The following is a 22,394-nucleotide window of genomic DNA, read 5'->3' as shown; positions in this document are numbered from 1 at the left end:
AACTGTCTTGTAACAGGCCGGTGCAACCGCCCGGCCTTTTTGGCATTTGCTTCTACACTGTATTCGTTAGCGTGAATTAATACGCCGGCGGCCCGTGGTCGTCGCTGTGTAGTGGAGGAGACTCATGTTCCGAATTTCCATATTTGCCAAGCGCTGTCTGATCCACGCGGGGGTCGCCGCTGCCCTGATGGGGACTGCCGCATTTGCCAGTGCGGAAACCGTCGTTAGCGTATTGAAGCTCGACAGCAAAGGGGTCGGCACGTTGCTGGGCACCGTCACTGTCACCGAATCCAAGTACGGCTTGGTATTCACGCCCAATTTGAAGGGATTGCCCGACGGGGTACACGGCTTCCATCTGCATGAAAACGGCAGCTGCGAGCCGGCGGAAAAAGAGGGCAAGAAGGTGGCTGGGCTAGCAGCGGGCGGCCACTATGACCCGCACAAGACGGGCAAGCACGACACGCCCTGGGGGGATGGCCACCTGGGCGATCTGCCGGCTTTGTTTGTTGACTGCGACGGTATGGCAACCACGCCAGTACTGGCCCCACGTCTGAAAATGTCCGACCTCAAGGGGCGCGCGCTGATGATTCACGCCGGCGGTGACAACTATTCCGACCAACCGAACCCCCTGGGCGGGGGCGGTGCGCGCCTGGCCTGCGGGGTGATTCAGTAATGGTTTTCCGCTAGCACACTATTGTCCGCACCATAGCCCTCGCACTGGCTGCTCGCAGCTTTGCCGTCCACCGGCTTGAGGTGTGCATCAAAACACCGCGGCAGCGGCCAGGTAGGCTTGTAGACGTTCAGCCCCTGCTGCGGTGTACAGTCTGGTGTTTCTCCCGGCACACACCAGTCGGTAGGCTCCCGTTGCGGTGCGTCGTTACTGGTGTGGCGAAAGTCGGAAACCGTGTGATAGACCAGGCGTCGCGCCCGGTTGAGGCTGCCCAGTGGTTCCCATTCGCCTACCCCGCGCCAGGGGTTCATCGACAGGTTTTCACAAAATGCCCACTGTGCGTCACTGGTAATCGTCTGCGGCGGGATATGGATGCGCGCGACGGGAATCAGTGGCGAGTCCTTTTCCTCCCAGATCACGGTGGCGTCATCCAGCGGTGTATCCGCGCTGATATTGCGTGGCTGCACAAAAAAATCGAAACAGGCACTGGCGGATTGCAAGGTGTCAGATAGCTGTTCAGTGAGAAAATTCTCTGCGCTTTGATCGACCGTGATTGGGTAGTCGGCACCGGGGCATGGGCGGCTGGCGAATTTAAGCTCGGTGTCGCCGAGACGGTAGGGGAGAATGGAAAAGTACTGTTCCTGCAGCGGTGTATCGATCGTGGATGACACGGTCTGCACGGCGCGGATCATCTGCTTGAGGTGCAGTCGCGGCGGCCACAGGCCGAAAAACCAGCCGCGTTTGTCGAGCCGCGCCAGGTGCTGCATGTTCTCGGCATAGTCGTGGATATTGCGATTGAAGAAGGCTTGATTGTTGGCCATCAGGAAATCCTGGGTGGCGTTGTCACCCAGCTCCGGTGCAATCGGCGCGCCTTCCACGCCCATCAATTTCACCGCCATACCGCGCGCGTCTTTCTCCCCATCCGCCTGCACCAGCATGTCGCCGTTGGAAAAGCGTATCCAAGCCGGGTAGCTGCGCCCGGGTTCGGCAAAGACGCTGTGGCGGAATTGCGCGGGAATATCGCCGTTCACTTCAAATTCTGCGCGCACACAGCCAGTGGCCTTGGCGTGGGCGTCGCGACGGAACTCATCGCCGTAGCGCGGGCTGTTGAGTTTCTGTGCCGCGCGGGAGACGTCGCGCGCGGCCTGCATGGCGGAGGCGATGGACGCGCGCTCTTCACTGGAAATTTCCATGCCCAGTTGCCGGATGCTCGCGTCCAGTGCCCGCAGGGTATCTGAATTATTTTGCGGGTCAGCCCCGGCCACGCTGGCGCAGAGTGACAATCCCAGTCCCAATACCAGTGTCGGTGAAAACTGCCAGCGTGATTTACCGTTCATTGCGAGCTTCTCCCCGTGCCAGAACGTTCGCCGCAGCGGGGCGGAACCTGTCACATGCCAGCTCGCCAAGTGCGCTGGCGGGAGCGTCGGGATATTGGTTCCAGTTCTGCGGGTCGCCGCCGAGGGCATCGCTGAAGTCCGGATTGCCCATCACCTTGAGGTATTCGATCAGCGCCATGCGCTCTGCTTCACTTAGGCGCTTGCCGATACGGCCGGCAACATCCGCATCGGTAAACAGGTGACCGTGGTTGCTGTTGCCAGTTTGGGTGGTGTCGAACTCGAAATTGCCCGCAAGCATGTCGGTGACATAGCCGAGTTTTTGCGGGTTGTACTCACGGTGACCAATACCGAACCTGACGGGGCGCGCTTCCAGTGGCGATAGCAAATCGTAAATGCTGGGCACCGAGCCGTTGTGCAGGAATGGCGGTGTGGCCCAGACTCCGTGCAGTGGGCGCGCCTTGTACGCCGCTTTGTTGACGATACGGAAGGGCACATTGAGTCCGTCGTAATCGGCAATACCATTGCTGTCACTGGAAATACCACGGTTTTTATACAGCACCGGCACCAGCTCATTCAGCAGCAGCTGCAGGCCGTTGCCGGCGTTGACCAACCTGCTATCAGCGCCGCCTTCGGCATCCTGGGGCAACAGTGGACCCGGGTCGTAGGTGTGATCCATGTAATTTCGTGCGGCGGTGGGGTCCGTGCCGATCACCGAAATATCTATCCACGGAATGGACCACAGGGACTCGCGCCAGTCCTCCCGCATCGGGCGATTTTCCACGTCGTAGGAAACCTGCCCGGCCATATCCCACTGCCAGTTGATGCTGTGTTGGTTCGATGGGTTGTCTTGCGGGCCGCTGGCCAGTGGCCAGGCGTAGGGTTTCGATATATGCGGGCCGTGGCAGTGGGCGCACTGGTCTGCAAACAGTGCCTTGCCCTGGCGGGCGCGGGCGATGTCGATTTCCCCCAGTATGTCTTCCGGCCACTTCGGTGGCTTTAGTTTGCGCAATGTTGTCTCTATGCACTGCATGCCTTCCACGTCGATGGTGGACTGGCCGAATTCTCCCTCCGGCAGCAACCGGCCATCATCGTCCAGCAGTTTGACCGGCGCCATCACACCGAGGCTCTCGCCGACATTTCGGGCCATGGCCTGATTGGTAAAGCCGGTGTACTGCACCCAGTCGAAACGCCAGATATCCCACAGAAACGGATAGCTGACCGGCGCGTTGGCAGTTTTGTAGTTTTCCTCGATACCCAGGTTGTAGCCGAACACCACATTGCCAATACGACCGACGGCGTCGGTGCGGCCACGGCCCTCGGTGGTGGGGAAGAGCTTCGGCTGACCGGGTCCGCGGGAGAAATCCCACACTTCCCCCAGGTAACGTTTGAGGTCTTGCCGCAACTGCGCGCGCGCAGCGGCATCTTCCCCCGCGACACGGTCGGCGAAGCGCGCCCATTTTTTCGGGTTGACCAGGGTTTCAACGGCAGCAGCATTCAGAGTGACAATGAACTCCCCTGGCCCACTGGTGGACATGCCCTGGATGGCCTGGCCACCGTCCACCCGCAGCGCGGTGCCTTGGTAGTGCAGTTCGCCGGTGTGACAGAGGGCGCAGCCGAGGTCGAGACGTTCGCTGTTGTCCTCTGTGTTGAGGTGCTTGCCCATGCCCACCGGGTGCAGCCCCGTGCTGTTTTCCTGCGGCAGGTCTTCTCCGTCGACGATAAAGCCCCAGCCGCGCAGGTTTTCCGCGCTGGCCAGTTTCTCTTGGGAAAATGGCAGTTCCAGTGCGGAAAGCCACTGGTAGTGAAGGCCCTGAAGTTCCGTGCCCTGGGGCGTGGAATAGAAAAGTTCGCGATCTTCCCGGGTCCAGCCCTGGTCGAGATAGCGCACTTCGGTGATGTGTTCGCTGGTGATGTTAGGTGCGAAATATTGCCGGGCGATGGAGCAGCCGGTAAGCAGGGCACCGGTGGTGATGGCGACTACCACAACCCCGCGGCGAATGCGGCGAATAGCAATATTTCGCCGCGAAGACTTTTGAAAATCCATTTTGAGTCTTTCGTCGGTTAGCTAGTTTGTGGCGGGATTGTAAATGGCGGGGGCGAAAAAACAAAAGCCGGGCATGGATGGCAATGATGCGTTTCCATGCCCGGCCTGTGATCGTAATCAGGGAATGTCCGGAAAATCAGTTACCGCTTTTGGTTTCCGCGATCCAGTCATCCACCAGTTCTTCCAGTACATCCAGCGGCACAGCCCCATTCGCCAGTACCACATCGTGGAATTGGCGAATGTCGAATTTATCCCCCAATTCTTTTTTCGCATTTTCACGCAGCTCGACGATTTTCATCATGCCGATCTTGTAGGCGGTTGCCTGGCCGGGCATGACGATGTAGCGCTCAATAGCCTTTTGTACGTCGTCGGGCGGGTTCGGGGTGTTTTCCTTCAGCCAGTCGATGGCTTGCTCGCGGGTCCACTTTTTACTGTGAATGCCGGTGTCCACCACCAGGCGCCCTGCGCGCCACAGCTCCATGGCAAGGCGGCCGAAGTCGGAGTAGGGATCTTGATAGAAACCGATTTCCTTGGGAACGAGCTCGGTATACAGGCCCCAGCCTTCGGTGTAGGCGGTGTAGCCGCCGAACTTGCGGAAGTTCGGAACATTTTCCAGTTCCTGCATGATGGAGAGCTGCATATGGTGCCCTGGAATGCCCTCGTGGTAAGCGAGTGCTTCCATCTGGTAAGTGGGCATGCTGCTCATTTTGTACAGGTTGGCGTAGTAGATGCCGGGGCGCGAGCCGTCCGGAGCAGGGCGCTGGTAAAACGCCTTGCCGGCAGATTTTTCGCGGAAGGGCTCAACCGCCTTCACGATCAGGTCCGCTTTGGGCTTGGTGATGAACAGTTCATCCAGGCGACCCTTCATGGTATCGATGATCGCGGTGGCTTCCTTCAGGTAGCGCTGTTTACCCTCTTCGGTTTCCGGGTAGTAGAACTGCGGGTCGGTGCGCATGAATTCGAAGAATTCCTGCAGGCTGCCTTCAAACTTCACCTTTTTCATGATCTCGCGCATCTCCTCGTGAATGCGCGCTACTTCCTCGAGCCCCTTCTGGTGGATCTCGTCGGCGGTCATGTCGGTGGTGGTATAGACCTTCAGGCGGTGCTGATAGAACTTGTCGCCCTCGGGCAACTTCCACGCGCCGTCATCGCTGGTGGCTGTTTTCTCCAGCTCGGCCAGGTAAGCATTGAGGGTTTCGTAGGCCGGTTTCACATTTTCCAGCATGGCAGTTTTGGCTTTTTCCACCAGCGCGGCCTTTTCTTCGTCGCTGATGTTGAGCTTTTCCACCTTGCCTTTGAAATCGGCGTACAGCGTGCTGTCTTTGCCGTCGTCAAAAGGGGCGCCGGTGATCAGGTTTTTGCCGTCGCTGATTACATAAGGGAACACAAACTTGGGCACGATAACGCCGGCGTCCGCGCGTTCCTTCAGGTTTGCAATCAGCTGCTCGAAATGTTCCGGCAGTGCGTTGAGGCGAGAGATATAGGCCTCGGCATCGGAGGCGTCGTCGATGCGATGCTGGTTGATGAGCAGCGAGGCGGCACTGGTGTGGGTGGCGTACATCTGGTTGACCGGGTAGGTGTGCAGCCGCCACTGATAACCCTCGATATCCAGCTCCAGTTTACGGACGGCCAACTCCAGGGACAGACGGGTGGCGTCGTCCAGCTGGTCCGGGTCAATTTTTTTCAGTTCTTCCAGCTGACGTTTGTGGATCTCGTTGGTTTCCTTGGCGAAAGCCGGTGACAGGTCGTCCCACTTGTCATAGCCGTCCTTCATGCCGAGGAAGGTCTTGAACTCCGGGCTGCGCTTGAGGTGCGTCTGGAACTGGTCTTCGAAGAGCTGATTGGTGCTGGCGATGACTTCGGCGTTGCCGCTCTGATTGTTAACGCTGGGTTCCGCAGCATTTGTTGCCGCTGGCTCAGTTCCCGTTTGTGCAGCGGTGACCTGGGATTGTTGCTCGTCGGCATTGCGGGATTCGCGGTCGCAACCCGCCATGGCCAATGCGCTTATGGCGGCGGCCAGCAAAGTCATCTTCAGCTTCATTTTGTGCTCTCAGATTCTGTTTTAGTGGAATGTCTGCTTGGTAAAAGTGCAGTGTGTTGTAACCATAACCGCGAATTTATGCAAATTCTGTGTTCTGGCGCAGGGTGGCGGGTGCGGACAAGGGCTGGCAAAAAAAAAGCGGGCCGAAGCCCGCTTTTGGCTGCGCTCGAAAGCGCGGATCTGCTGGCAGATCAGGCGAAGTTCTGGTTCGCGAAGTCCCAGTTCACCAGTGCCCAGAAAGCTTCCATGTACTTCGGACGCGCATTGCGGTAGTCGATGTAGTAGGCGTGCTCCCATACGTCGCAGGTCAGCAGCGGGGTAACACTGCTGTCGGTCAGCGGGGTTTCGGCGTTGGAGGTGTTTACGATGGCTACGGAGCCGTCGGCTTTCTTCACCAGCCAGGTCCAGCCGGAACCGAAGTTGTTCACCGCGCTGTTGGTGAACTCTTCCTTGAACTTGTCGAAGGAACCGAACGCTGCATTGATCGCGTCAGCGACCGCACCGGTGGCCGCGCCGCCGCCATTCGGGCTCAGGCAGTTCCAGTAGAAGGTGTGGTTCCAGATCTGGGCGGCGTTATTGAATACACCACCGGAGGAGGACTTGATCACGTCTTCCAGGGATTTGTCGGCGTCCGGGGTGCCGTCCAGCAGGCCGTTCAGCTTGTCGACGTAGGTTTTGTGGTGCTTGCCGTAGTGGTACTCCAGGGTCTCCTGGGAGATGTGCGGCTGCAGCGCGTCCATAGCATAGGGGAGTTCGGGGAGAACGTGTGCCATGAGGTGTTCCTTCCTTTGTCTGGGACCTGTGCCGACCCAAGAACGGTGACAGGTCAGTTATTGGTGAAGCGCATTCTACACGCGCTTGGTTGCATAATTAAGCCATTGGACAGGCCAAAAGCCGTTGCGGGACAAGTTGCACGTGAAGTTGTAGACCATCTGTGCAGTTTTGGGCGCTGACGCACTGGTCATATGTCGTTTGGATTGCCAGTAGTGACCTATTCTGATAACTATGCCCGGTTACTTTTTCGTCAGTTTTTGGTATAACTGCCGCAGTTTTCAACCTAATTTCTCCGGCCCCAGGGCCGCAAGTCAACGCAGGACAACAGCATGCAACGCAGAGAGCCCACATTCGATGGCAGCAGCTCATCTTCTATGGACCCTCAGATTCCCAACGGGCCCATCGGTGGCCGGCGCTATAGCGCGCCGGAGCCGTCGGCACCGGAGCCTGTGCGCGAATCCACCTCTTCCGGTGGCGGCTCCTCTTTCCTGGCGGTGCTGGCGCTGTTGCTGGCGCTTGCGGGACTGGGTGCGGCGGGCTTCCTGTACAACCAGTGGCAGGTGACCCGCGCGCAGCTCGCCGACGCGGACGCACGCATCGTGCAGCTGGAGAAACGCTTCGAAATGTCCGGCGAAGAATCCGCGGCATCCGTGGAAGTACTGAACGCCAAGGTGAAGGAGAACGCCGCCGAGATCCGCAAGCTGTGGGGCGTATCCTACGACACCAACCGCAAGGACATCGCTGCCAACAAGGAAGCGAATGCCGCCCAGCAGAAGTCCATCGCAGCGCTGACCAGCAAGGTCAGCAGTGTTGAGTCCGGCCTGAAGAAGGTCGCGGCGCTGGAGAGCGAAATGGCGAAGCTGAAAGAGTCCACCGCCAGCGCTTCGAGCGCGACCAAGGACAAGGTGGCGAGCCTTGAGCGCCAGCTGTCTTCTGTACGTGCAGACCTGACCGCGCGCGTCGGTGCCAACGAAGAAGCGGTACAGTCCATCGACAGCTACCGTCGCAGTGTGAACAAGGATCTGGTACAGCTGCGCGACGCGATTCGCAGCCTGCAGTCGAGCGCTTCCACCGCCTCATCCAACTAATAACTGCCGGTACCGGGAGGGCGTCAGGCGACGCCCTCCGTTTTCTCTGCCCCCATCTCCCTCCTGCCTCTCGCTTCACTCCAGATAACGAGCAGCAATTCCCCGTATCCGTGGCTATGCTGATTTTCGTCATTCGGTCGCAATCTCCCGGCGACTGCTAACCCGGTAACCCTGCCACCGGCGGCTGCTCGAAAACCTCACGGGTGCTCGCGATACCGCAGTCCCGGCCACAATCGTGTGCGCGGAGAGGCGATGCTATGGCGGATTCCCGTCAAACCCACAATCCCGAAGAAGTGCTGCGCAAACTCGAAACCGACCGCAGCAGCGGGCTCACCGATGCGGTGGTGGCGAGTCGCCAGCAGCAGTTCGGTGCCAACGCGATCAGCGAAGAAGTCGAACCTGCCTGGAAGAAATTGCTGTCGTTCCTGTGGGGGCCAATACCCTGGATGATCGAGATTGCGGCGATTCTGTCCGCGGTCGTCCGTCACTGGGCGGACTTCTTCATCATTGCCGCCATGTTGGTGATCAACGCCGGGGTCGGTTTCTGGCAGGAGCACAAGGCGGATAACGCCATCGCCATGCTCAAGCGCCAGCTGGCGCTGAAGGCGCGGGTACTGCGCGGGGGTAAATGGCAGGACGTCGCGGCCGATCAGCTGGTGCCCGGCGATATTGTGCGGGTCAAACTCGGCGACATTTTGCCGGCGGACGTGGTGCTGATCGACGGGGAGTACCTGAGTGTCGACCAGTCCGCGTTAACCGGCGAGTCACTTCCGGTGGATCGCGCGGTGGGCGACGAGGCCTATTCCGGCTCTATCGCCCGGCAGGGCGAGATGACCGCGGTGGTGACCGCCATTGGCATGGATACGCTGTTCGGCAAGACGGCGGGGCTGGTCGAGCAGGCGGGGGTTACCTCGCACTTCCAGCGCGCGGTGCTGCGCATCGGTAACTTCCTGATCCTGGTTACCCTGGCACTGGTGTCGCTGATCCTGATCATCGCGCTGTTCCGCCACGACCCCTTGATCGACACACTACTGTTTGCACTGGTGCTGACCGTTGCGGCCATTCCGGTGGCATTGCCAGCGGTGCTGTCGGTCACCATGGCGGTGGGCGCCGAGCGGCTCGCGCGGATGAAGGCGATCGTGGCGCGCCTGGTGTCGATCGAAGAGATGGCCGGCATGGACGTACTCTTCTCCGACAAGACCGGTACCTTGACCCAGAACCGCCTGACACTGGGCGAGCCGGCTCTGTTCGGTGATCTCGACGCTGCCGAGCTGACCCGCATTGCGGCGCTGGCAAGCGACCGGGAATCCCCCGATGCCATCGACCAGGCAATACTCGACGGCGTTGCGGATGCCGGTACCCTGGACGGTTATGAGGTCCGGCATTTCCACCCCTTCGACCCCGTCGGCAAGCGCACCGAGGCGAGCGTCGCTGGTCCCGAAGGGGAGTTCAAGGTCAGCAAGGGTGCCCCGCAGGCGATCGCCAAATTGTGTGCAGTGGATACAGATCTGGATCAGCGGTTGACCAGGGCGGTGGACGAACAGGCCGGCCACGGCTTTCGCACCCTTGGTGTGGCGCGCACCGACAGCGCGGGGCGCTGGCACTACCTGGGACTGCTGGCGCTGTTCGACCCGCCGCGCGAGGATTCCGCGGCGACGATTGCCAGCGCGCGCGAGCGCGGTATCGACGTCAAGATGGTCACCGGTGACCACCTCGCGATCGCCCGTGAAATTGCCGCGAAGTTAAAACTCGGCGAGCGCATTTTGAAGGCCGACGACGTTTTCAAAGACGACAACCGTGAGATTGATAGCAGTGCCATCGCGCGTGCCGACGGTTTCGCCCAGGTCTTCCCCGAGCACAAGTTTCGGCTGGTACGCGCGGCCCAAAGCGAGGGACACATCGCGGGGATGACCGGCGATGGCGTCAACGACGCCCCGGCGCTGAAGCAGGCCGATGTCGGCATTGCCGTCAGTGGCGCCACCGAAGCGGCCCGCGCCGCCGCGGACCTGGTTCTGACTGCCCCGGGGCTGTCGGTGATCACCGCCGCGATCGAAGAGGCGCGGCGTATTTTCGAGCGCATGAACAGCTATGCGATTTACCGCATCGCCGAGACCATTCGGGTGCTGCTGTTCATGACGCTGTCGATCATCATTTTCAACTTCTATCCCGTCACCGCGGTGATGATCGTGATCATCGCGCTGCTCAATGATTTTCCGATCATGATGATCGCCTACGACAGGGCGCCGGTTGCCCCGCGGCCGGTGCGCTGGCAGATGCAGCGCGTGCTGGTGGTATCGGCGGTGCTTGGCATCCTCGGGGTCATCGCGAGCTTCGGCCTGTTCTGGTACGCGGAGGAGAAGCTTCGGCTGCCGCGAGAGACGATCCAGTCGCTGATCTTCCTCAAACTACTGGTGGCGGGCCACCTGACGATATTCGTGACTCGAAATTCCGGCGCACTCTGGCAGCGCCCGTGGCCGGACTGGAAGTTCTTCTCCGTCACCTTTGCCACCAAGATCATCGGTACCCTGGCGGCGGTTTACGGCTGGTTCGTCGAGCCAATCGGCTGGAAGTTCGCATTGGCGGTGTGGGGTTACGCGCTGGTGTGGCTGGTGATCAACAACCGCGCCAAGATCCTGACCTACCGCCTGCTCGCCCATCAGTCGCTTAGCCAGCGGCGCCACCTGGCGCGCGCGGAGGGAGGGGGGCGCGGGCATCGTTAACCCGGCTGTCAGCTGACTGCATATTCGCCTGTAACCTAACGCGAACAGCCGCCGGCGATGCCAGGTCTCTCTATCCTCGCCGGTGCGCAGCCACGTGGGCGCACAACACCCGCCAACGCCCGGCCAAATCGTGTAAAATCGCCCGCCTCGAGACGACACCATTCACGGAGCCGGTAATGACCATCATCCGCCAGGACGACCTGATCGACAGCGTGGCAGACGCGCTGCAGTTCATCTCTTACTACCATCCCCAGGACTTCATCAAGGCGCTGAACACCGCCTATGAGAAGGAGGCCAACCCGGCGGCGAAAGACGCCATGGCCCAGATCCTGATCAACTCCCGCATGTGCGCCCAGGGCCACCGCCCCATCTGTCAGGACACCGGTATCGTTACCGTGAAACTGAAAGTGGGTATGAATGTGCAGTGGGACGCCGATATGGGCGTCTCCGACATGGTCAACGAAGGTGTGCGCCGCGCCTACAACAACCCGGACAACGTGCTGCGCGCCTCGATCCTTGCGGACCCGGATGGCGCCCGCAAGAACACCGGTGACAACACCCCGGCGGTGATCCACTACGAAATCGTTCCCGGCGACACCGTAGATGTGTACGTGGCGGCCAAGGGCGGCGGCAGTGAAGCCAAGAGCAAATTCGCCATGCTGAACCCGTCCGACTCCGTGGTGGACTGGGTACTGGAGATGGTGCCGAAAATGGGTGCCGGCTGGTGTCCGCCCGGCATGCTGGGTATCGGCGTCGGCGGTACCGCCGAGAAAGCCATGCTGCTGGCAAAGGAATCCCTGCTGGACCCCATCGACATCCAGGAACTGCAGGAGCGCGGTGCGTCCAACCGTGCCGAAGAGCTGCGCCTGGAACTCTACGACAAGGTCAACAAGCTGGGCATTGGCGCCCAGGGCCTGGGTGGCCTCACCACTGTGCTGGATGTGAAGGTCAAGGACTACCCGACCCACGCCGCCAACAAGGCCGTGGCCATCATCCCCAACTGTGCCGCCACCCGCCACACCCACTTCACCCTCGACGGTTCCGGCCCTGCGCGCCAGACCCCGCCGAAGCTGGAAGACTGGCCGGAAATCACCCGCGAAGCCGGTGCCAACACCCGCCGCGTGAACCTGGATGAAGTGACCCGTGAAGATGTGCTGAGCTGGCAGCCGGGCGAAACCCTGCTGCTGAACGGCAAGATGCTGACCGGTCGCGATGCGGCGCACAAAAAGATGGTCGACATCCTGGCATCTGGCGAGAAATTGCCGGTAGACCTGACCGGCCGCTTTATCTATTACGTGGGCCCGGTTGATCCGGTGCGCGACGAAGTGGTTGGCCCGGCTGGCCCCACCACCGCGACCCGTATGGACAAGTTCACCCGCACCATGCTGGAAGAGACCGGTCTGCTGGGCATGATCGGCAAGGCCGAGCGCGGTCCCACTGCGATCGACGCAATCCGCGACAATAAAGCGGTTTACCTGATGGCCGTGGGCGGCGCCGCTTACCTGGTGGCCCAGGCGATCAAGGACGCCAAGGTCGTTGCATTCCCGGAGCTGGGTATGGAAGCCATCTACGAATTCGAGGTGGAAGACATGCCGGTAACCGTGGCGGTGGACAGCAACGGTGAATCCGTGCACAACACCGGCCCGCTGATCTGGAAGCACAAGATCGAAGAGGGCGCGGTGTAAGCCTGCCTGTTCGGTTTAATGCGAAAAAACGGCTGCCATTGGCAGCCGTTTTTTTATTTGCGCACTGTTCAGTTCTTCTTGCTGATTTCCGCCAGCATCAACTCGCGGATTACCGGCACCGGCGCGTTGCCGTAGCTGAGGAATTGCTCGTGAAACTGCTTCAGGTTGAACTGGTCCCCCATTAGCTGCTTGATCTCATCGCGCAGGGCCATGATGTCCATGTAGCCTGCGAAATAACTAGTGAGCTGTACCTGGCTCAGTGTGGCGCGGCGCCACTTGCCCACGGCCTCCGCTTGCTGCTGAAACCCCTGCTTCATCAGCAGTTCCAGAGCGTCACTTTCTTCCATGCCTTTTACCTGAACCGAGTAATCCAGGATGGTATTGACCACGGTGCGCAGGTTCCACTTGTAGTACATCATCCAAAGTTCCGGTGAAAAATCACCGTAGCCTGCCTCCAGCATCATGCGCTCCGCATAGACTGCCCAGCCTTCGATCATGGCGCCATTGCCGAGAATATTCTTGATCAGGCTCGGGGACTGGTTCGCGTACACCAGTTGCGTGTAGTGCCCGGGGATGGCCTCGTGAATGTTCAGGATCTGCATGAGATAGGTGTTGTACTCACGCAGAAAACTCTCTGCGCGATCATCCGGCATTTCCGCTACCGGCATCACGTTGTAGTAGGTATTGGCGCCCTTGTCGTAGGGGCCGGGGGCATTGATGGAGGCCACCGCAAAGCCCTGCATATAGGGCGGCGTGGTGCGTACCACCAGGGGTTTCTCCTCGTCCAGCGACAGCAGGTCTTTCTCTTTGACGAAGGCCACCAGCTGCGGAATCTGCTTTTCCACTTCGACCTTGAAGTTCTCCTTGGTGGCGTGGTGTTCGGAAAGTTTGTCCAGCACCTTGGATATCTTGACCAGGATATCCTTGGGGCGCGGTTGGTCGTTGAAGTATTTTGGCCAGAGTCTGTTTGCGAGTTCATCCATTTTCAGGTGCAGGCGATCTTTTTCGCGCAGCGCCCGCCGGTACAGTTCCTCACCACTCATGCCAATCTGTATGTCGTAGCGGAACTTCTCTTCATAGCGTTTCTCGCCGATGCGGAAATCGCTGAAACTGTCTGCGTTGTCCATCTGTGCCTGCAGGGTCTGTAGCAGCACAATGTACTCTTCAATGGCCTTGCGAGTGGCATCCAACCGAGCCTGGAACAGCTGTTTTTCCTTTTCGGATAAGCCACTGGCCGCCAGTTTTTTCTCAAGATCCTCCCCGAATACCGACTTCGCACCTTCATTCTGCTGGATCGCAAGAACCAGCTGTGGTGCGGCGGGATTGCGTAATGATTTTTCCGCGGCAACGTAATAGGCCGGCACATATTGCATGCGGTTACTGAAGGTGCGCAGGCGGTCATCCAGCGGTGCATAGTCCGTATTGAGGATCAGGGCAAAGCCGTGGGAAACGTTGTACTGGCTTGGGTCCCATTCAAAGGGCTTGAATTGGGTGAGATTCCAGATGGTCTCGTCGAGGAAATTATTGATCAGTGCCAGGTCGGTGCGCGCATTGACGTCGAGCTCGTCCTGCTTGAGTCGGGAAAATTGGTTGCGATATTCGCGGGCAAATCCGAGCACCTGCTGGCGGTAGTGCTTGTCGGGAACCTCAAGCATGTCCGCGACCTTGTAATAACCGTTGCTGATGGCCCAGGATGGAAACAGGTGCCACATGCGCTCGATCATCTGGTTGCTGAGGCTCTGCAGGGACTGCTCGGCGTTGCCGCGGGGGTCGGGGACCGCGCTGGTTTGCGAGGCTTCTGATGACAGTGTACTGACATCGGTGCCGCCATTTTCACCGCTTTCCTTGTTTGCTTGCCCACTTTTTTCGCCACAGGCGCAGAGCAGTGTGGCCAGGGTAAAGACGGTCATTAGTTGTTTCATGGGCAGCTCGAACTTATGGCGGAATCTGCTCAAAAACTAGCACAGACGACTTATAGTTATCGCTTGCTCCGGCAATTATTTTGTGTGAACCAGGTCGCCTTGTTTCACATTAGGGCGGCGGCTAAAGTGGCAATACTGGAAATTGTGGCCGAGTGCCGCGATTCACTTCGTTCAATTTTGTATTTTCACTGAGGAGTCAGGTATGACAGAACTCGCAGCACAGGCATGCGAAGCGTGCAGAGCGGATGCGCCGCTGGTATCCGATGAAGAACTGGCGCAACTGATCCGGGAAATTCCCGACTGGACGCCAGTTGTGCGCGATGGCGTGATGCAGCTCGAGCGGGTATTCAAATTCCGCAACTTCAAACAGGCGTTGGCATTTACTAACCGTGTAGGCGCCATAGCCGAAGAGGTTGGCCACCACCCGGCACTGCTGACAGAGTGGGGCAAGGTGACCGTAACCTGGTGGAGCCATGAGGCCGGCGGTCTGCACAAGAACGACTTCATCATGGCGGCCCGCACCGATAAGCAGCTTGACGTCGAGTAAGTACAGGAACGGATACCTTGCTTGCGCCGTATTCGTGCGGTTTACGAATGCGGTGCGCACTTCCGGAATTGGGCCGCGGTGCTCGGCTCAGCACGGAAAATTCAGTAACACAGCAAGCAAGTGGTAGACAAAATGCTGAAGATGAAAGCCAGCTGCGAACGTTGCAGTATGAAACTGGGCCTTTCCGACCAAGCCTTTATCTGTTCTTACGAATGTACTTTCTGTCCCGACTGCAGTGAAACACTGCGACACGTCTGCCCCAATTGTCAGGGCAATCTGGTGATGCGCCCACTGCGCCGTACTTCCCCGACGGAAGTGCCGAGAGCCAGATTCAAGGCCAAGCTGGAAACGATTCTTTCGTGAGCGGCATGCTTCGCTCGCTTCCCCGATACGTACCTAGGGCTTTTTCTGCGCCCAGAGTAAAAACTCGCGGTTGCCATCACCGCCGGTGATCGGGCTGTCAATGTAGCTTTTTACCTCCAGCCCCAGCGCCTCACACAGCGCGCTGATCTTTTCCTGTACTCCCTGATACAGCGCGGGATCGCGCACCAGGCCGCCCTTGCCGATGCCCTCGGGGCCCACTTCGAACTGGGGCTTGACCAGGCTCAACAGGTGGCCGCCGGTTTTCATCAGTGGCGGCAGTTGCGGCAGGATCAGGGTCTGGGAGATAAACGAAACGTCCATCACCACCGCGTCAAAGCCCTCATCGGCGAGCGGCGCCAGTTGTTCCGCCGCCAGGTAGCGCGCGTTGATGCCCTCGAACAGGTGCATACGCGGATTGTTGCGCAGGGATTCGGCCAGCTGGTCACGCCCAACGTCCACGCCGACCACCAGTTCGGCACCACGCTGTAACAGACAATCGCTGAAGCCGCCGGTGGAGCAGCCCACATCCAGCGCCCGCCAGCCGCTGGGGTCGAGGTGGGTATGGTCGAGAATTCCCGCCAGTTTCAGTCCCGCACGGGATACGTAGCGGTCTTCCGGCAGCGGTTCCACCGTGATTCGGGCATCTTCACTCACACTCTGGCTCGCCTTGGTGGCGGGGCGCGAGCGCGAACCCTCACACAGCATTACGCACCCGGCATCGATCAGTTTGCGGGCGTGGGTGCGGGAGCTCGCGAGGTTGCGCTCCACCAATAACAAGTCGAGACGGATCATGGACGGCACTATAGTTCTGGCAATCAGTTTTCAAAACCAAGTTTGAAACTGGCCGGTTGCGGAATTTGGGTCGGAAAGGGCGGCCATGCTACCTTCTGGTCCCGGTCCTGAGAAGCATTTGCAACAGTAGCGAAATGGTTTCATTGCCGATCGGAATAAATTGCCGGTGTGAGTCGAGCTTGCACCCGGCGCAACAGTTGATGAAAGGAAACGGGAGTTCAACGTACATGGCGAAAACGGTGCTGAGCAAGTTCAGGATACGCAAGGGCCGGGTATACGAAGCCCCACTGGAAAACGCGTTCGGCCGCCTCGTCACGCCATTCGAAGAGTTTATCCATCGCCAGAGCAGCAGTGGCCTGCTGTTGATGGCGTGCGCGGTGATCGCCCTGATCATCGCCAACTCCCCGTGGCAGGAAGCGTACAAGCACCTGCTGCACCTGCCGGTCAGTTACAACTTCGGCGACTGGTCGCTGTCCATGAGCTTTCACCACTGGATCAACGATGGGCTGATGGCCATCTTCTTCCTGCTGGTGGGGCTTGAGCTGAAGCGGGAGTTTCTTGTTGGCGAATTGTCGGAACTGAAGCATGCGGTGTTGCCGGTGTTGGCGGCAATTGGCGGCATGTTGGTGCCGGCACTGATTTTTTACGCGTTTAACGGCGGCACGCCCTCCGAGCGAGGCTGGGGGATCCCCATGGCCACGGATATCGCGTTTGCGGTGGGCTGTATTGCGATTCTCGGCAACCGGGTGCCGCGGGCGGTGGTGACATTTCTGGTGGCGCTGGCGATCGTGGATGACCTCGGAGCGATTCTGGTCATCGCGGTTTGGTATACGGAGAGTGTGAATACCCACGCACTGATCGCCGCCTGTGTGCTGGTGGGGGTGCTGTGGTTGCTGCAGTTTGTCGGGGTGCGCCGCTCCGCTGGTTATATTTTTGTCGGTATCTTGCTGTGGTATGCGCTGTACCGGACCGGTGTCCATGCGACGCTGGCGGGGGTGATTACCGCCATGGCGATTCCTGCGGGCCCGAAATACGATCCGGTGGCCTTCAGTACCTTCGTCAAAGACATTATCCGCAGCTTCGACCGCTGCTTCCGCCCCGGCGACAAGATCATTGCCAATGATGCGTTGCGTGCGCGGGTTACCGCCCTGGATAACGGCATTCATCTGGTGCAGTCGCCGCTCCAGCGTATGGAAACGCGCTTGCACACGCCGGTGGCCTTCATTGTGGTGCCGATATTTGCCCTCGCCAATGCGGGGATTCCCATCGACAGTTTCACCAGTTACTCCGCGGTGCTGAATCCACTGACCCTCGGCGTGATCTGTGGCCTCGTGTTCGGCAAGCTGATCGGCATTGTGGGTGCCACCTGGATCGGCTGGAAGCTCGGGTGGGGTGAACTTCCCAAGTCCGCAACGTTCCATCACATCATCGGCGTGGCACTGTTGGGCGGTATCGGCTTTACCATGTCGATCTTTATTTCCGAACTGGCGTTCGCCGGGGAAGCCAAAATGCTGATCCAGGCCAAGGCCGGTGTGCTGCTGGCGTCCGTCATTGCCGGGGTGGCCGGGTTCCTGGTGTTGCGGCGGGCGCCGATTGAGGAGTCCACCCAGAAGGGCGAGGCCGAGCACGAGGACGGCGCCGACGAGGGTGAGGGGCGCAAACTCCCGTGAAATTGCGTGGTATTCAACTGGCATACGGGAAAGGGTTCAGCCGGGCAACGCGAGCCATCCGATAACCAGTAGCGAAGCCCACGCCAGCAGGGCGCAACCGAGTTGCCAGTTGCGCGGTGTGTTGTGGAGTATGCCCGACCCGTAGACCACACCCGCGCACAGTCCCAGTAACAGCAGGCTTGTCGGTCCGGTCGCCGGCGCTTCACCGTTCTTATACAAAAACATCGGCCAGAAAGTGATGGCGAGGCTCACCAGCAGGCAGGTGACGAAGGTGATAATCCGCAGTGCTTTCATCGGTGCCACCGCATAGTTCACACCGGGCTTTGCCGGGTTACTCGTCAAACTCGGTTTCATTGCGGTCCATATTCTCGGTAACTTCCAGCCACAGCGCATTGACGATGGCAAAAAAGCAGGCCAGCAGCACACCGAGAATCCAGGTGAAATACCACATAAAAGCGTTCCTCAGTAGCTGCTGTGGGAGTTGTCTTCGATATATTCCCTGGTCACCCGACCGTACATTTTGCGGTAACACCACAGGGTGTAGAGCAGAATGATCGGCACAAAAATGACCGCGGCGGCGAACATCAATCCCAGTGTCAGATGGCTGGAAGTGGCATCCCAGAGCGTGAGGCTGATATCCGGATTGCGCGACGAAGGCATGACGAAGGGGAACAGGGCTACACCTGCGGTCAGGATGACGCAGGTCACCGCGAGGGCACTGGTGAGAAATACCAGCGCACTTTCGCCGCGGGAGAGCAGCCAGGTGGCTGCGGCCATCAGGATGCCCAGCAGCGGTATGGCCCACAGCAGCGGATAGGCCTGGTAGTTGGCCTGCCATCCGCTGTTGCCATACGCCACAGATTTCATCAGCGGGTTGATGTTGTCCCCCAGCGGTTTGATGTCGACGATGCGCATGCCGTCGATGCCGACAAGTAGCCAGATACCGGCGAATACAAACAATATGATCACTGCGAAGGCGGTGAGCTGCGTGACCTGTTGCGCGCGGGTGTGCAGCAGCCCCCGGGTCTTCAACTGCAGCCAGGCGCCGCCGTGCATCGCCAGCATGGCCACCGAGAGCAGGCCGCAGATCAGCGCAAACGGATGCAGCAGTTGCCAGAAGCTGCCGTGATAGCTGGGGCGCAGCAGGTCATCCAGTTCAAACGGAAGGCCCAGCATCAGGTTGCCGAACGCCACCCCGAAGATCAGTGGCGGCACCAGGCCGCCGATGGTCAGCCCCCAGTCCCACATATCGCGCCAGCGCGGGTCGTCGATCTTGGAGCGATAGTCGAACCCCACCGGGCGGAAGAACAGCGCGCACAGGGTAATGATCAGTGCGGTGTAGAGCCCGGAAAAGGCTGCCGCATACACCATCGGCCAGGCTGCGAAAATGGCGCCACCGGCGGTGACAAACCACACCTGGTTGCCCTCCCAGTGCGGCCCCACGGTGTTGATCATTACCCGGCGATCCATATCGGTCCTGCCGATGACCCGCAGCAGCATCCCCACGCCCATATCGAAGCCATCGGTGAGGGCAAAGCCGATCAGCAGTACCCCGATCAGTGCCCACCAGATCAGCTTCAGCGTTTCATAATCCATAGCGCGTCTCCTGTCCCATCAGGTCTGTGAGGGCGATTTCCCCGGTATCAGTTCGAAGTGATATCTGCCGGTGCCGAGGCTCGATGGCCCGAGTCGGGTGAAGCGCAGCATCAGATAGATTTCCACCACGGCCAGCGCCGTGTAAAACGCGATGATGGCGGTGAGGCTGCCGATGACCTCGCCGCGGCTGATGGATGACGCGGACAGGTAGGTGGGCAGCACCTCGGCGATGGACCAGGGTTGGCGACCATACTCCGCCACGATCCAGCCGCACTCCGCGGCGATCCACGGCAGCGGCAGCGACCAGAGGCAGGCGTAGAGCACCGCGTGATTGGCCGCACTGCGATGGCGCGCGGACTGGATAAACGCCGCGATGAAAACCAGCAGCATCAAAAATCCCGCGCCCACCATAATGCGGAAGCTCCAGAACATCGGCGCCACCCGGGGAATAGAGTGCTCCGCCGCCTGTCTGATCTGCTCGTCGGTGGCATCGGTGACATTTTCCGTATAGCGCTTCAGCAGCAACCCATAGCCGAGGTCGTGGCGCAGGTCGGAAAAGGCATTCTTGGTCTCCTGGCTGGTGTCACCGCCACGCAGTTGCTGCAGTAGCGAAAACGCCTGTATGCCGCGGCGGATACGCTGTTCGTTTTCCGGAATGATCCGGTCAAAGCCAATCACTTCCTCATCGATGGAACGGGTGGCGATGATGCCGAGTGCCCAGGGTATTTTTACTTCAAAGTGGTTTTTCTTCTGCTCCTGATCCGGAAGGGCAAACAGTGTGAATCCCGCCGGCGGCTTCTGGGTTTCCCACTCCGCTTCTACCGCCGCCAGTTTTACTTTCTGCACATCGCCCACGGTGTAACCGCTTTCGTCGCCGAGTACGATGACCGAGAGAATCGAGGCCAGCCCGAAGCTCGCGGCAATGGCAAAGGAGCGGCGCGCAAAGGGGATGTCGCGCTTTTTCAACAGGTAGTAGGAGGACACGCTCAAGACAAACATGGCGCCGGTGACATAGCCCGCGGCCACGGTGTGCACAAATTTGACCTGGGCCACCGGGTTGAACAGCACATCGCTGAAACTCGAGAGCTCCATGCGCATGGATTGGAAATTAAATTCAGCGCCGGTCGGATACTGCATCCAGCCGTTGGCGATCAGAATCCACAGGGCGGAGAGGTTGGAGCCTATGGCCACCAGCCAGGTGCACACCAGGTGCTGTACTTTCGTCAGGCGGTCCCAGCCGAAAAAGAACAGGCCGATAAACGTGGACTCAAGAAAAAATGCCATCAGCCCCTCGATGGCCAGCGGCACGCCGAATATGTCCCCTACATAGTGGGAGTAGTAACTCCAGTTGGTACCGAACTGGAATTCCATCGTCAGCCCGGTGGTCACCCCAAGGGCAAAGTTGATCCCGAACAGCTTGCCCCAGAATTTCGTCATGTCCCGGTAAATGGTTTTACCGGTCAGGACATAGCAGGACTCCATGATTGCCAGCAGGAACGAAAGCCCCAGGGTCAGTGGCACAAACAGAAAGTGGTACAGGGCGGTGAGGCCGAACTGCAGCCGGGACAGGTCGACAACGGTTTCATCGATCACTTAGCGCTCCTTGCCGATGATCTCTGGGGGTGAGGCGGGCTCGGTGGAATTGGCTTCCCGTGCTTCCTGCAGGAAATGCAGGTCCACCGGTGCCTGTTCCGCCTGCGGGCTGAAATACACGAACTTGATCGACATGATGATGGCGACCTTGATGACCAGAACGGTGCCCAGTTCAATCAGCAGGCGACGGTCAGACAGTGACATGGTGATTCCAACCCGGCGGCACAGGGGTGACAGGCGGAAATTGGCCGCGTACACAGGGTAGCAACCGCCGCTGCGGGGCAGGTGGGATGAGGGTTAAACCGGCGCGGAATTCACGTTGCGGGCGCGGTCTGGCGCGAAGTTACTCCTGTGTTAGTATCGGAAACCTTACTGTTTTGGTCAGTCCAGATTATGTTCTGACCGAAAATTGGCTAGTCACTCAATAATCAAAATCAGGAGTGCGTGCAATGGTGACGATGACCCTGACCCTGCAAAAACTGGAGCAGTCGCTGCTGAACCTGCGCGAGGCAAACGACTGGCGCGGTGTGCTGTGCTGGAGCCTGCTACCGGTACTGGCCCTGGTCACCGGTCTGGGTCTGGTGGCCGGCAAGGGCATATCTTCCGCAGAAATCCCGCTAGACAATTCCTTCAGCGTGGAATCGGCGTTTGCCAAAGAGCGCCAGAAGTATCCGGACATCGGCATTGCGCGGGTCGCACCGGCGGCGGGCGTTGCGGTACAGCGGGATCAGGTATACCGCCGAATCGGCGCACGCGCACTGCACCTGGACTTGTACCGCCCCGACAGTGCGGCGCCGCGTCCCGCGGTACTGCTGGTGCACGGCGGAGGCTGGAGGTCCGGCAATCGCACGCTGCAACAGCCCATGGCCACCTATTTAGCCAACCGCGGCTTTGTCACCGCCACGGTGGAGCATCGCCTGTCTCCGGAAGCCCGCTACCCGGCGGCGGTGCAGGACATCAAGGCCGCGGTGTGCTGGCTGCACCAGAACGCCGCGCGCCTGGGGGTGGATCGCGACCGCATCGCAATTCTCGGCGCCTCTTCCGGCGCGCAACTGGCAACTCTGGTTGGGGTGACCCCGGGATTGCCCGCGTTTCGTGAGGACCGCGACGCAAGCTGTGAATCCGTGGCCGCGATCGTCAATCTGGACGGGATTGTGAGCTTCATTACCCCCATGGCGCTGGAGCACGAAAACGACCCGCGCAAGAATCCATCCGCGGCCGGTGCCTGGTTTGGCGGTCGCTATGAGGAAGTGCCGGAATTGTGGCGCGAGGCCTCGCCGCTGGAATACGCCGGTGCCGGCTCGCCGCCCACCCTGTTCATCAACAGCAGTCGGCCGCGTTTTCACGCCGGAAGAGATGAATATATCGCCCGCCTGGCGGCGGTGAATGTCGATGCCGAAGTAATGACCCACGGCGATACGCCGCACCCCTTCTGGCTGTTCCAGCCGTGGTTTGAACCCACCGCGGAGCGGGTGGATAACTTTCTGCAGCGGGTGCTGAAATAACAGTCGCATCAGCCGCTTTTGGCTGGCTATACTCGCGCCGATTGACC

At 59.6% G+C, this 22,394-nt stretch carries 19 protein-coding genes; 8 read left to right on the top strand and 11 right to left on the bottom strand.

Annotation, left to right across the window (positions count from 1 at the left end; genetic code table 11):
• Nucleotides 1-124: 124 nt before the first annotated feature.
• Nucleotides 125-673: a superoxide dismutase [Cu-Zn] SodC gene (gene sodC / locus VIL80_RS00330; RefSeq protein WP_332034173.1), complete on the top strand. Its 549-nt coding sequence runs from the start codon at nt 125-127 to the stop codon at nt 671-673.
• Here the strand turns inward: sodC and VIL80_RS00325 are convergent.
• The 4 genes from VIL80_RS00325 to VIL80_RS00310 all read right to left on the bottom strand — a co-directional run bounded on the left by VIL80_RS00325 (nt 667) and on the right by VIL80_RS00310 (nt 6,865).
• Complete coding sequence (locus VIL80_RS00325; protein ID WP_332034172.1) at nt 667-2,007, bottom strand: catalase family protein; 1,341 nt, start codon at nt 2,005-2,007, stop codon at nt 667-669. The two genes, sodC and VIL80_RS00325, sit on opposite strands and share 7 nt — an antisense overlap.
• On the bottom strand, nt 1,997-4,051 hold the full coding sequence (locus VIL80_RS00320) for a di-heme-cytochrome C peroxidase (protein ID WP_332034171.1): 2,055 nt from the start codon (nt 4,049-4,051) through the stop codon (nt 1,997-1,999). The genes VIL80_RS00325 and VIL80_RS00320 overlap by 11 nt, the downstream gene beginning before the upstream one ends.
• 136 nt (nt 4,052-4,187) lie before the next feature.
• Nucleotides 4,188-6,092, bottom strand: a complete 1,905-nt coding sequence (locus tag VIL80_RS00315) for a DUF885 domain-containing protein (RefSeq protein WP_332034170.1) — start codon at nt 6,090-6,092, stop codon at nt 4,188-4,190.
• A gap of 191 nt (nt 6,093-6,283) precedes the next feature.
• Nucleotides 6,284-6,865, bottom strand: a complete 582-nt coding sequence (locus VIL80_RS00310; protein WP_318953581.1) for a superoxide dismutase — start codon at nt 6,863-6,865, stop codon at nt 6,284-6,286.
• Between the two features lie 330 nt (nt 6,866-7,195).
• Between VIL80_RS00310 and VIL80_RS00305 the strand changes: the two genes are divergently transcribed.
• The 3 genes from VIL80_RS00305 (at nt 7,196) to VIL80_RS00295 (ending at nt 12,359) form a co-directional block, all read left to right on the top strand.
• On the top strand, nt 7,196-7,954 hold the full coding sequence (locus tag VIL80_RS00305) for a hypothetical protein (protein WP_332034169.1): 759 nt from the start codon (nt 7,196-7,198) through the stop codon (nt 7,952-7,954).
• 257 nt (nt 7,955-8,211) lie between these two features.
• A complete protein-coding gene (locus VIL80_RS00300; RefSeq protein ID WP_332034168.1) occupies nt 8,212-10,674 on the top strand; it encodes a plasma-membrane proton-efflux P-type ATPase in 2,463 nt (820 codons plus the stop codon).
• Between the two features lie 176 nt (nt 10,675-10,850).
• Nucleotides 10,851-12,359, top strand: a complete 1,509-nt coding sequence (locus VIL80_RS00295) for a fumarate hydratase (RefSeq protein ID WP_332034167.1) — start codon at nt 10,851-10,853, stop codon at nt 12,357-12,359.
• Nucleotides 12,360-12,427: 68 nt separating this feature from the next.
• Here VIL80_RS00295 and VIL80_RS00290 read toward each other — a convergent pair whose 3' ends face one another.
• Nucleotides 12,428-14,281 carry a DUF885 domain-containing protein gene (locus tag VIL80_RS00290; protein WP_332034166.1) on the bottom strand — a complete coding sequence of 618 codons (1,854 nt, stop codon included), beginning with the start codon at nt 14,279-14,281 and terminating at the stop codon, nt 12,428-12,430.
• A 202-nt stretch (nt 14,282-14,483) separates the two neighbouring features.
• On the opposite strand from VIL80_RS00290, the gene VIL80_RS00285 reads away from it, so the two are divergent.
• Together VIL80_RS00285 and VIL80_RS00280 are read left to right on the top strand one after the other, a co-directional pair.
• Nucleotides 14,484-14,828, top strand: coding sequence for a 4a-hydroxytetrahydrobiopterin dehydratase (locus VIL80_RS00285; RefSeq protein WP_105103724.1), 345 nt, complete (start codon nt 14,484-14,486; stop codon nt 14,826-14,828).
• Between the two features lie 132 nt (nt 14,829-14,960).
• Nucleotides 14,961-15,191: a DUF1272 domain-containing protein gene (locus VIL80_RS00280; protein ID WP_332034165.1), complete on the top strand. Its 231-nt coding sequence runs from the start codon at nt 14,961-14,963 to the stop codon at nt 15,189-15,191.
• A gap of 33 nt (nt 15,192-15,224) precedes the next feature.
• On the opposite strand, the gene VIL80_RS00275 is transcribed toward VIL80_RS00280, so the two are convergent.
• Nucleotides 15,225-15,983: a TlyA family RNA methyltransferase gene (locus tag VIL80_RS00275; RefSeq protein ID WP_332034164.1), complete on the bottom strand. Its 759-nt coding sequence runs from the start codon at nt 15,981-15,983 to the stop codon at nt 15,225-15,227.
• A gap of 227 nt (nt 15,984-16,210) precedes the next feature.
• Between VIL80_RS00275 and nhaA the strand changes: the two genes are divergently transcribed.
• The gene (gene nhaA, locus VIL80_RS00270) at nt 16,211-17,653 is read left to right on the top strand and encodes a Na+/H+ antiporter NhaA (protein WP_332034163.1); all 1,443 of its coding nucleotides are present in this window, start codon (nt 16,211-16,213) and stop codon (nt 17,651-17,653) included.
• 36 nt (nt 17,654-17,689) lie between these two features.
• On the opposite strand, the gene VIL80_RS00265 is transcribed toward nhaA, so the two are convergent.
• From VIL80_RS00265 to cydP, 5 genes are read right to left on the bottom strand one after another with little or no spacing between them, the layout of a single operon-like run.
• A complete protein-coding gene (locus tag VIL80_RS00265) occupies nt 17,690-18,007 on the bottom strand; it encodes a cyd operon YbgE family protein (protein ID WP_332034162.1) in 318 nt (105 codons plus the stop codon).
• Entirely contained in the window at nt 17,985-18,104 is a 120-nt protein-coding gene (gene cydX, locus VIL80_RS00260; RefSeq protein WP_318953589.1) for a cytochrome bd-I oxidase subunit CydX, read from the bottom strand. The genes VIL80_RS00265 and cydX overlap by 23 nt, the downstream gene beginning before the upstream one ends.
• A gap of 11 nt (nt 18,105-18,115) precedes the next feature.
• Nucleotides 18,116-19,249, bottom strand: coding sequence for a cytochrome d ubiquinol oxidase subunit II (gene cydB / locus VIL80_RS00255; protein WP_332034161.1), 1,134 nt, complete (start codon nt 19,247-19,249; stop codon nt 18,116-18,118).
• A gap of 18 nt (nt 19,250-19,267) precedes the next feature.
• Complete coding sequence (locus tag VIL80_RS00250; protein ID WP_332034160.1) at nt 19,268-20,842, bottom strand: cytochrome ubiquinol oxidase subunit I; 1,575 nt, start codon at nt 20,840-20,842, stop codon at nt 19,268-19,270.
• A complete protein-coding gene (gene cydP / locus VIL80_RS00245; protein WP_332034159.1) occupies nt 20,843-21,046 on the bottom strand; it encodes a cytochrome oxidase putative small subunit CydP in 204 nt (67 codons plus the stop codon).
• A gap of 245 nt (nt 21,047-21,291) precedes the next feature.
• On the opposite strand from cydP, the gene VIL80_RS00240 reads away from it, so the two are divergent.
• A complete protein-coding gene (locus VIL80_RS00240; protein ID WP_332034158.1) occupies nt 21,292-22,347 on the top strand; it encodes an alpha/beta hydrolase fold domain-containing protein in 1,056 nt (351 codons plus the stop codon).
• Nucleotides 22,348-22,394 lie beyond the last annotated feature (47 nt).

The sequence above is a fragment of the Microbulbifer sp. genome, from assembly GCF_036563125.1.
GTDB lineage: Bacteria > Pseudomonadota > Gammaproteobacteria > Pseudomonadales > Cellvibrionaceae > Microbulbifer.
The sequence above is the reverse complement of the archived record's forward strand: the minus strand, read 5'-3'. Positions and strand labels throughout refer to the sequence as shown.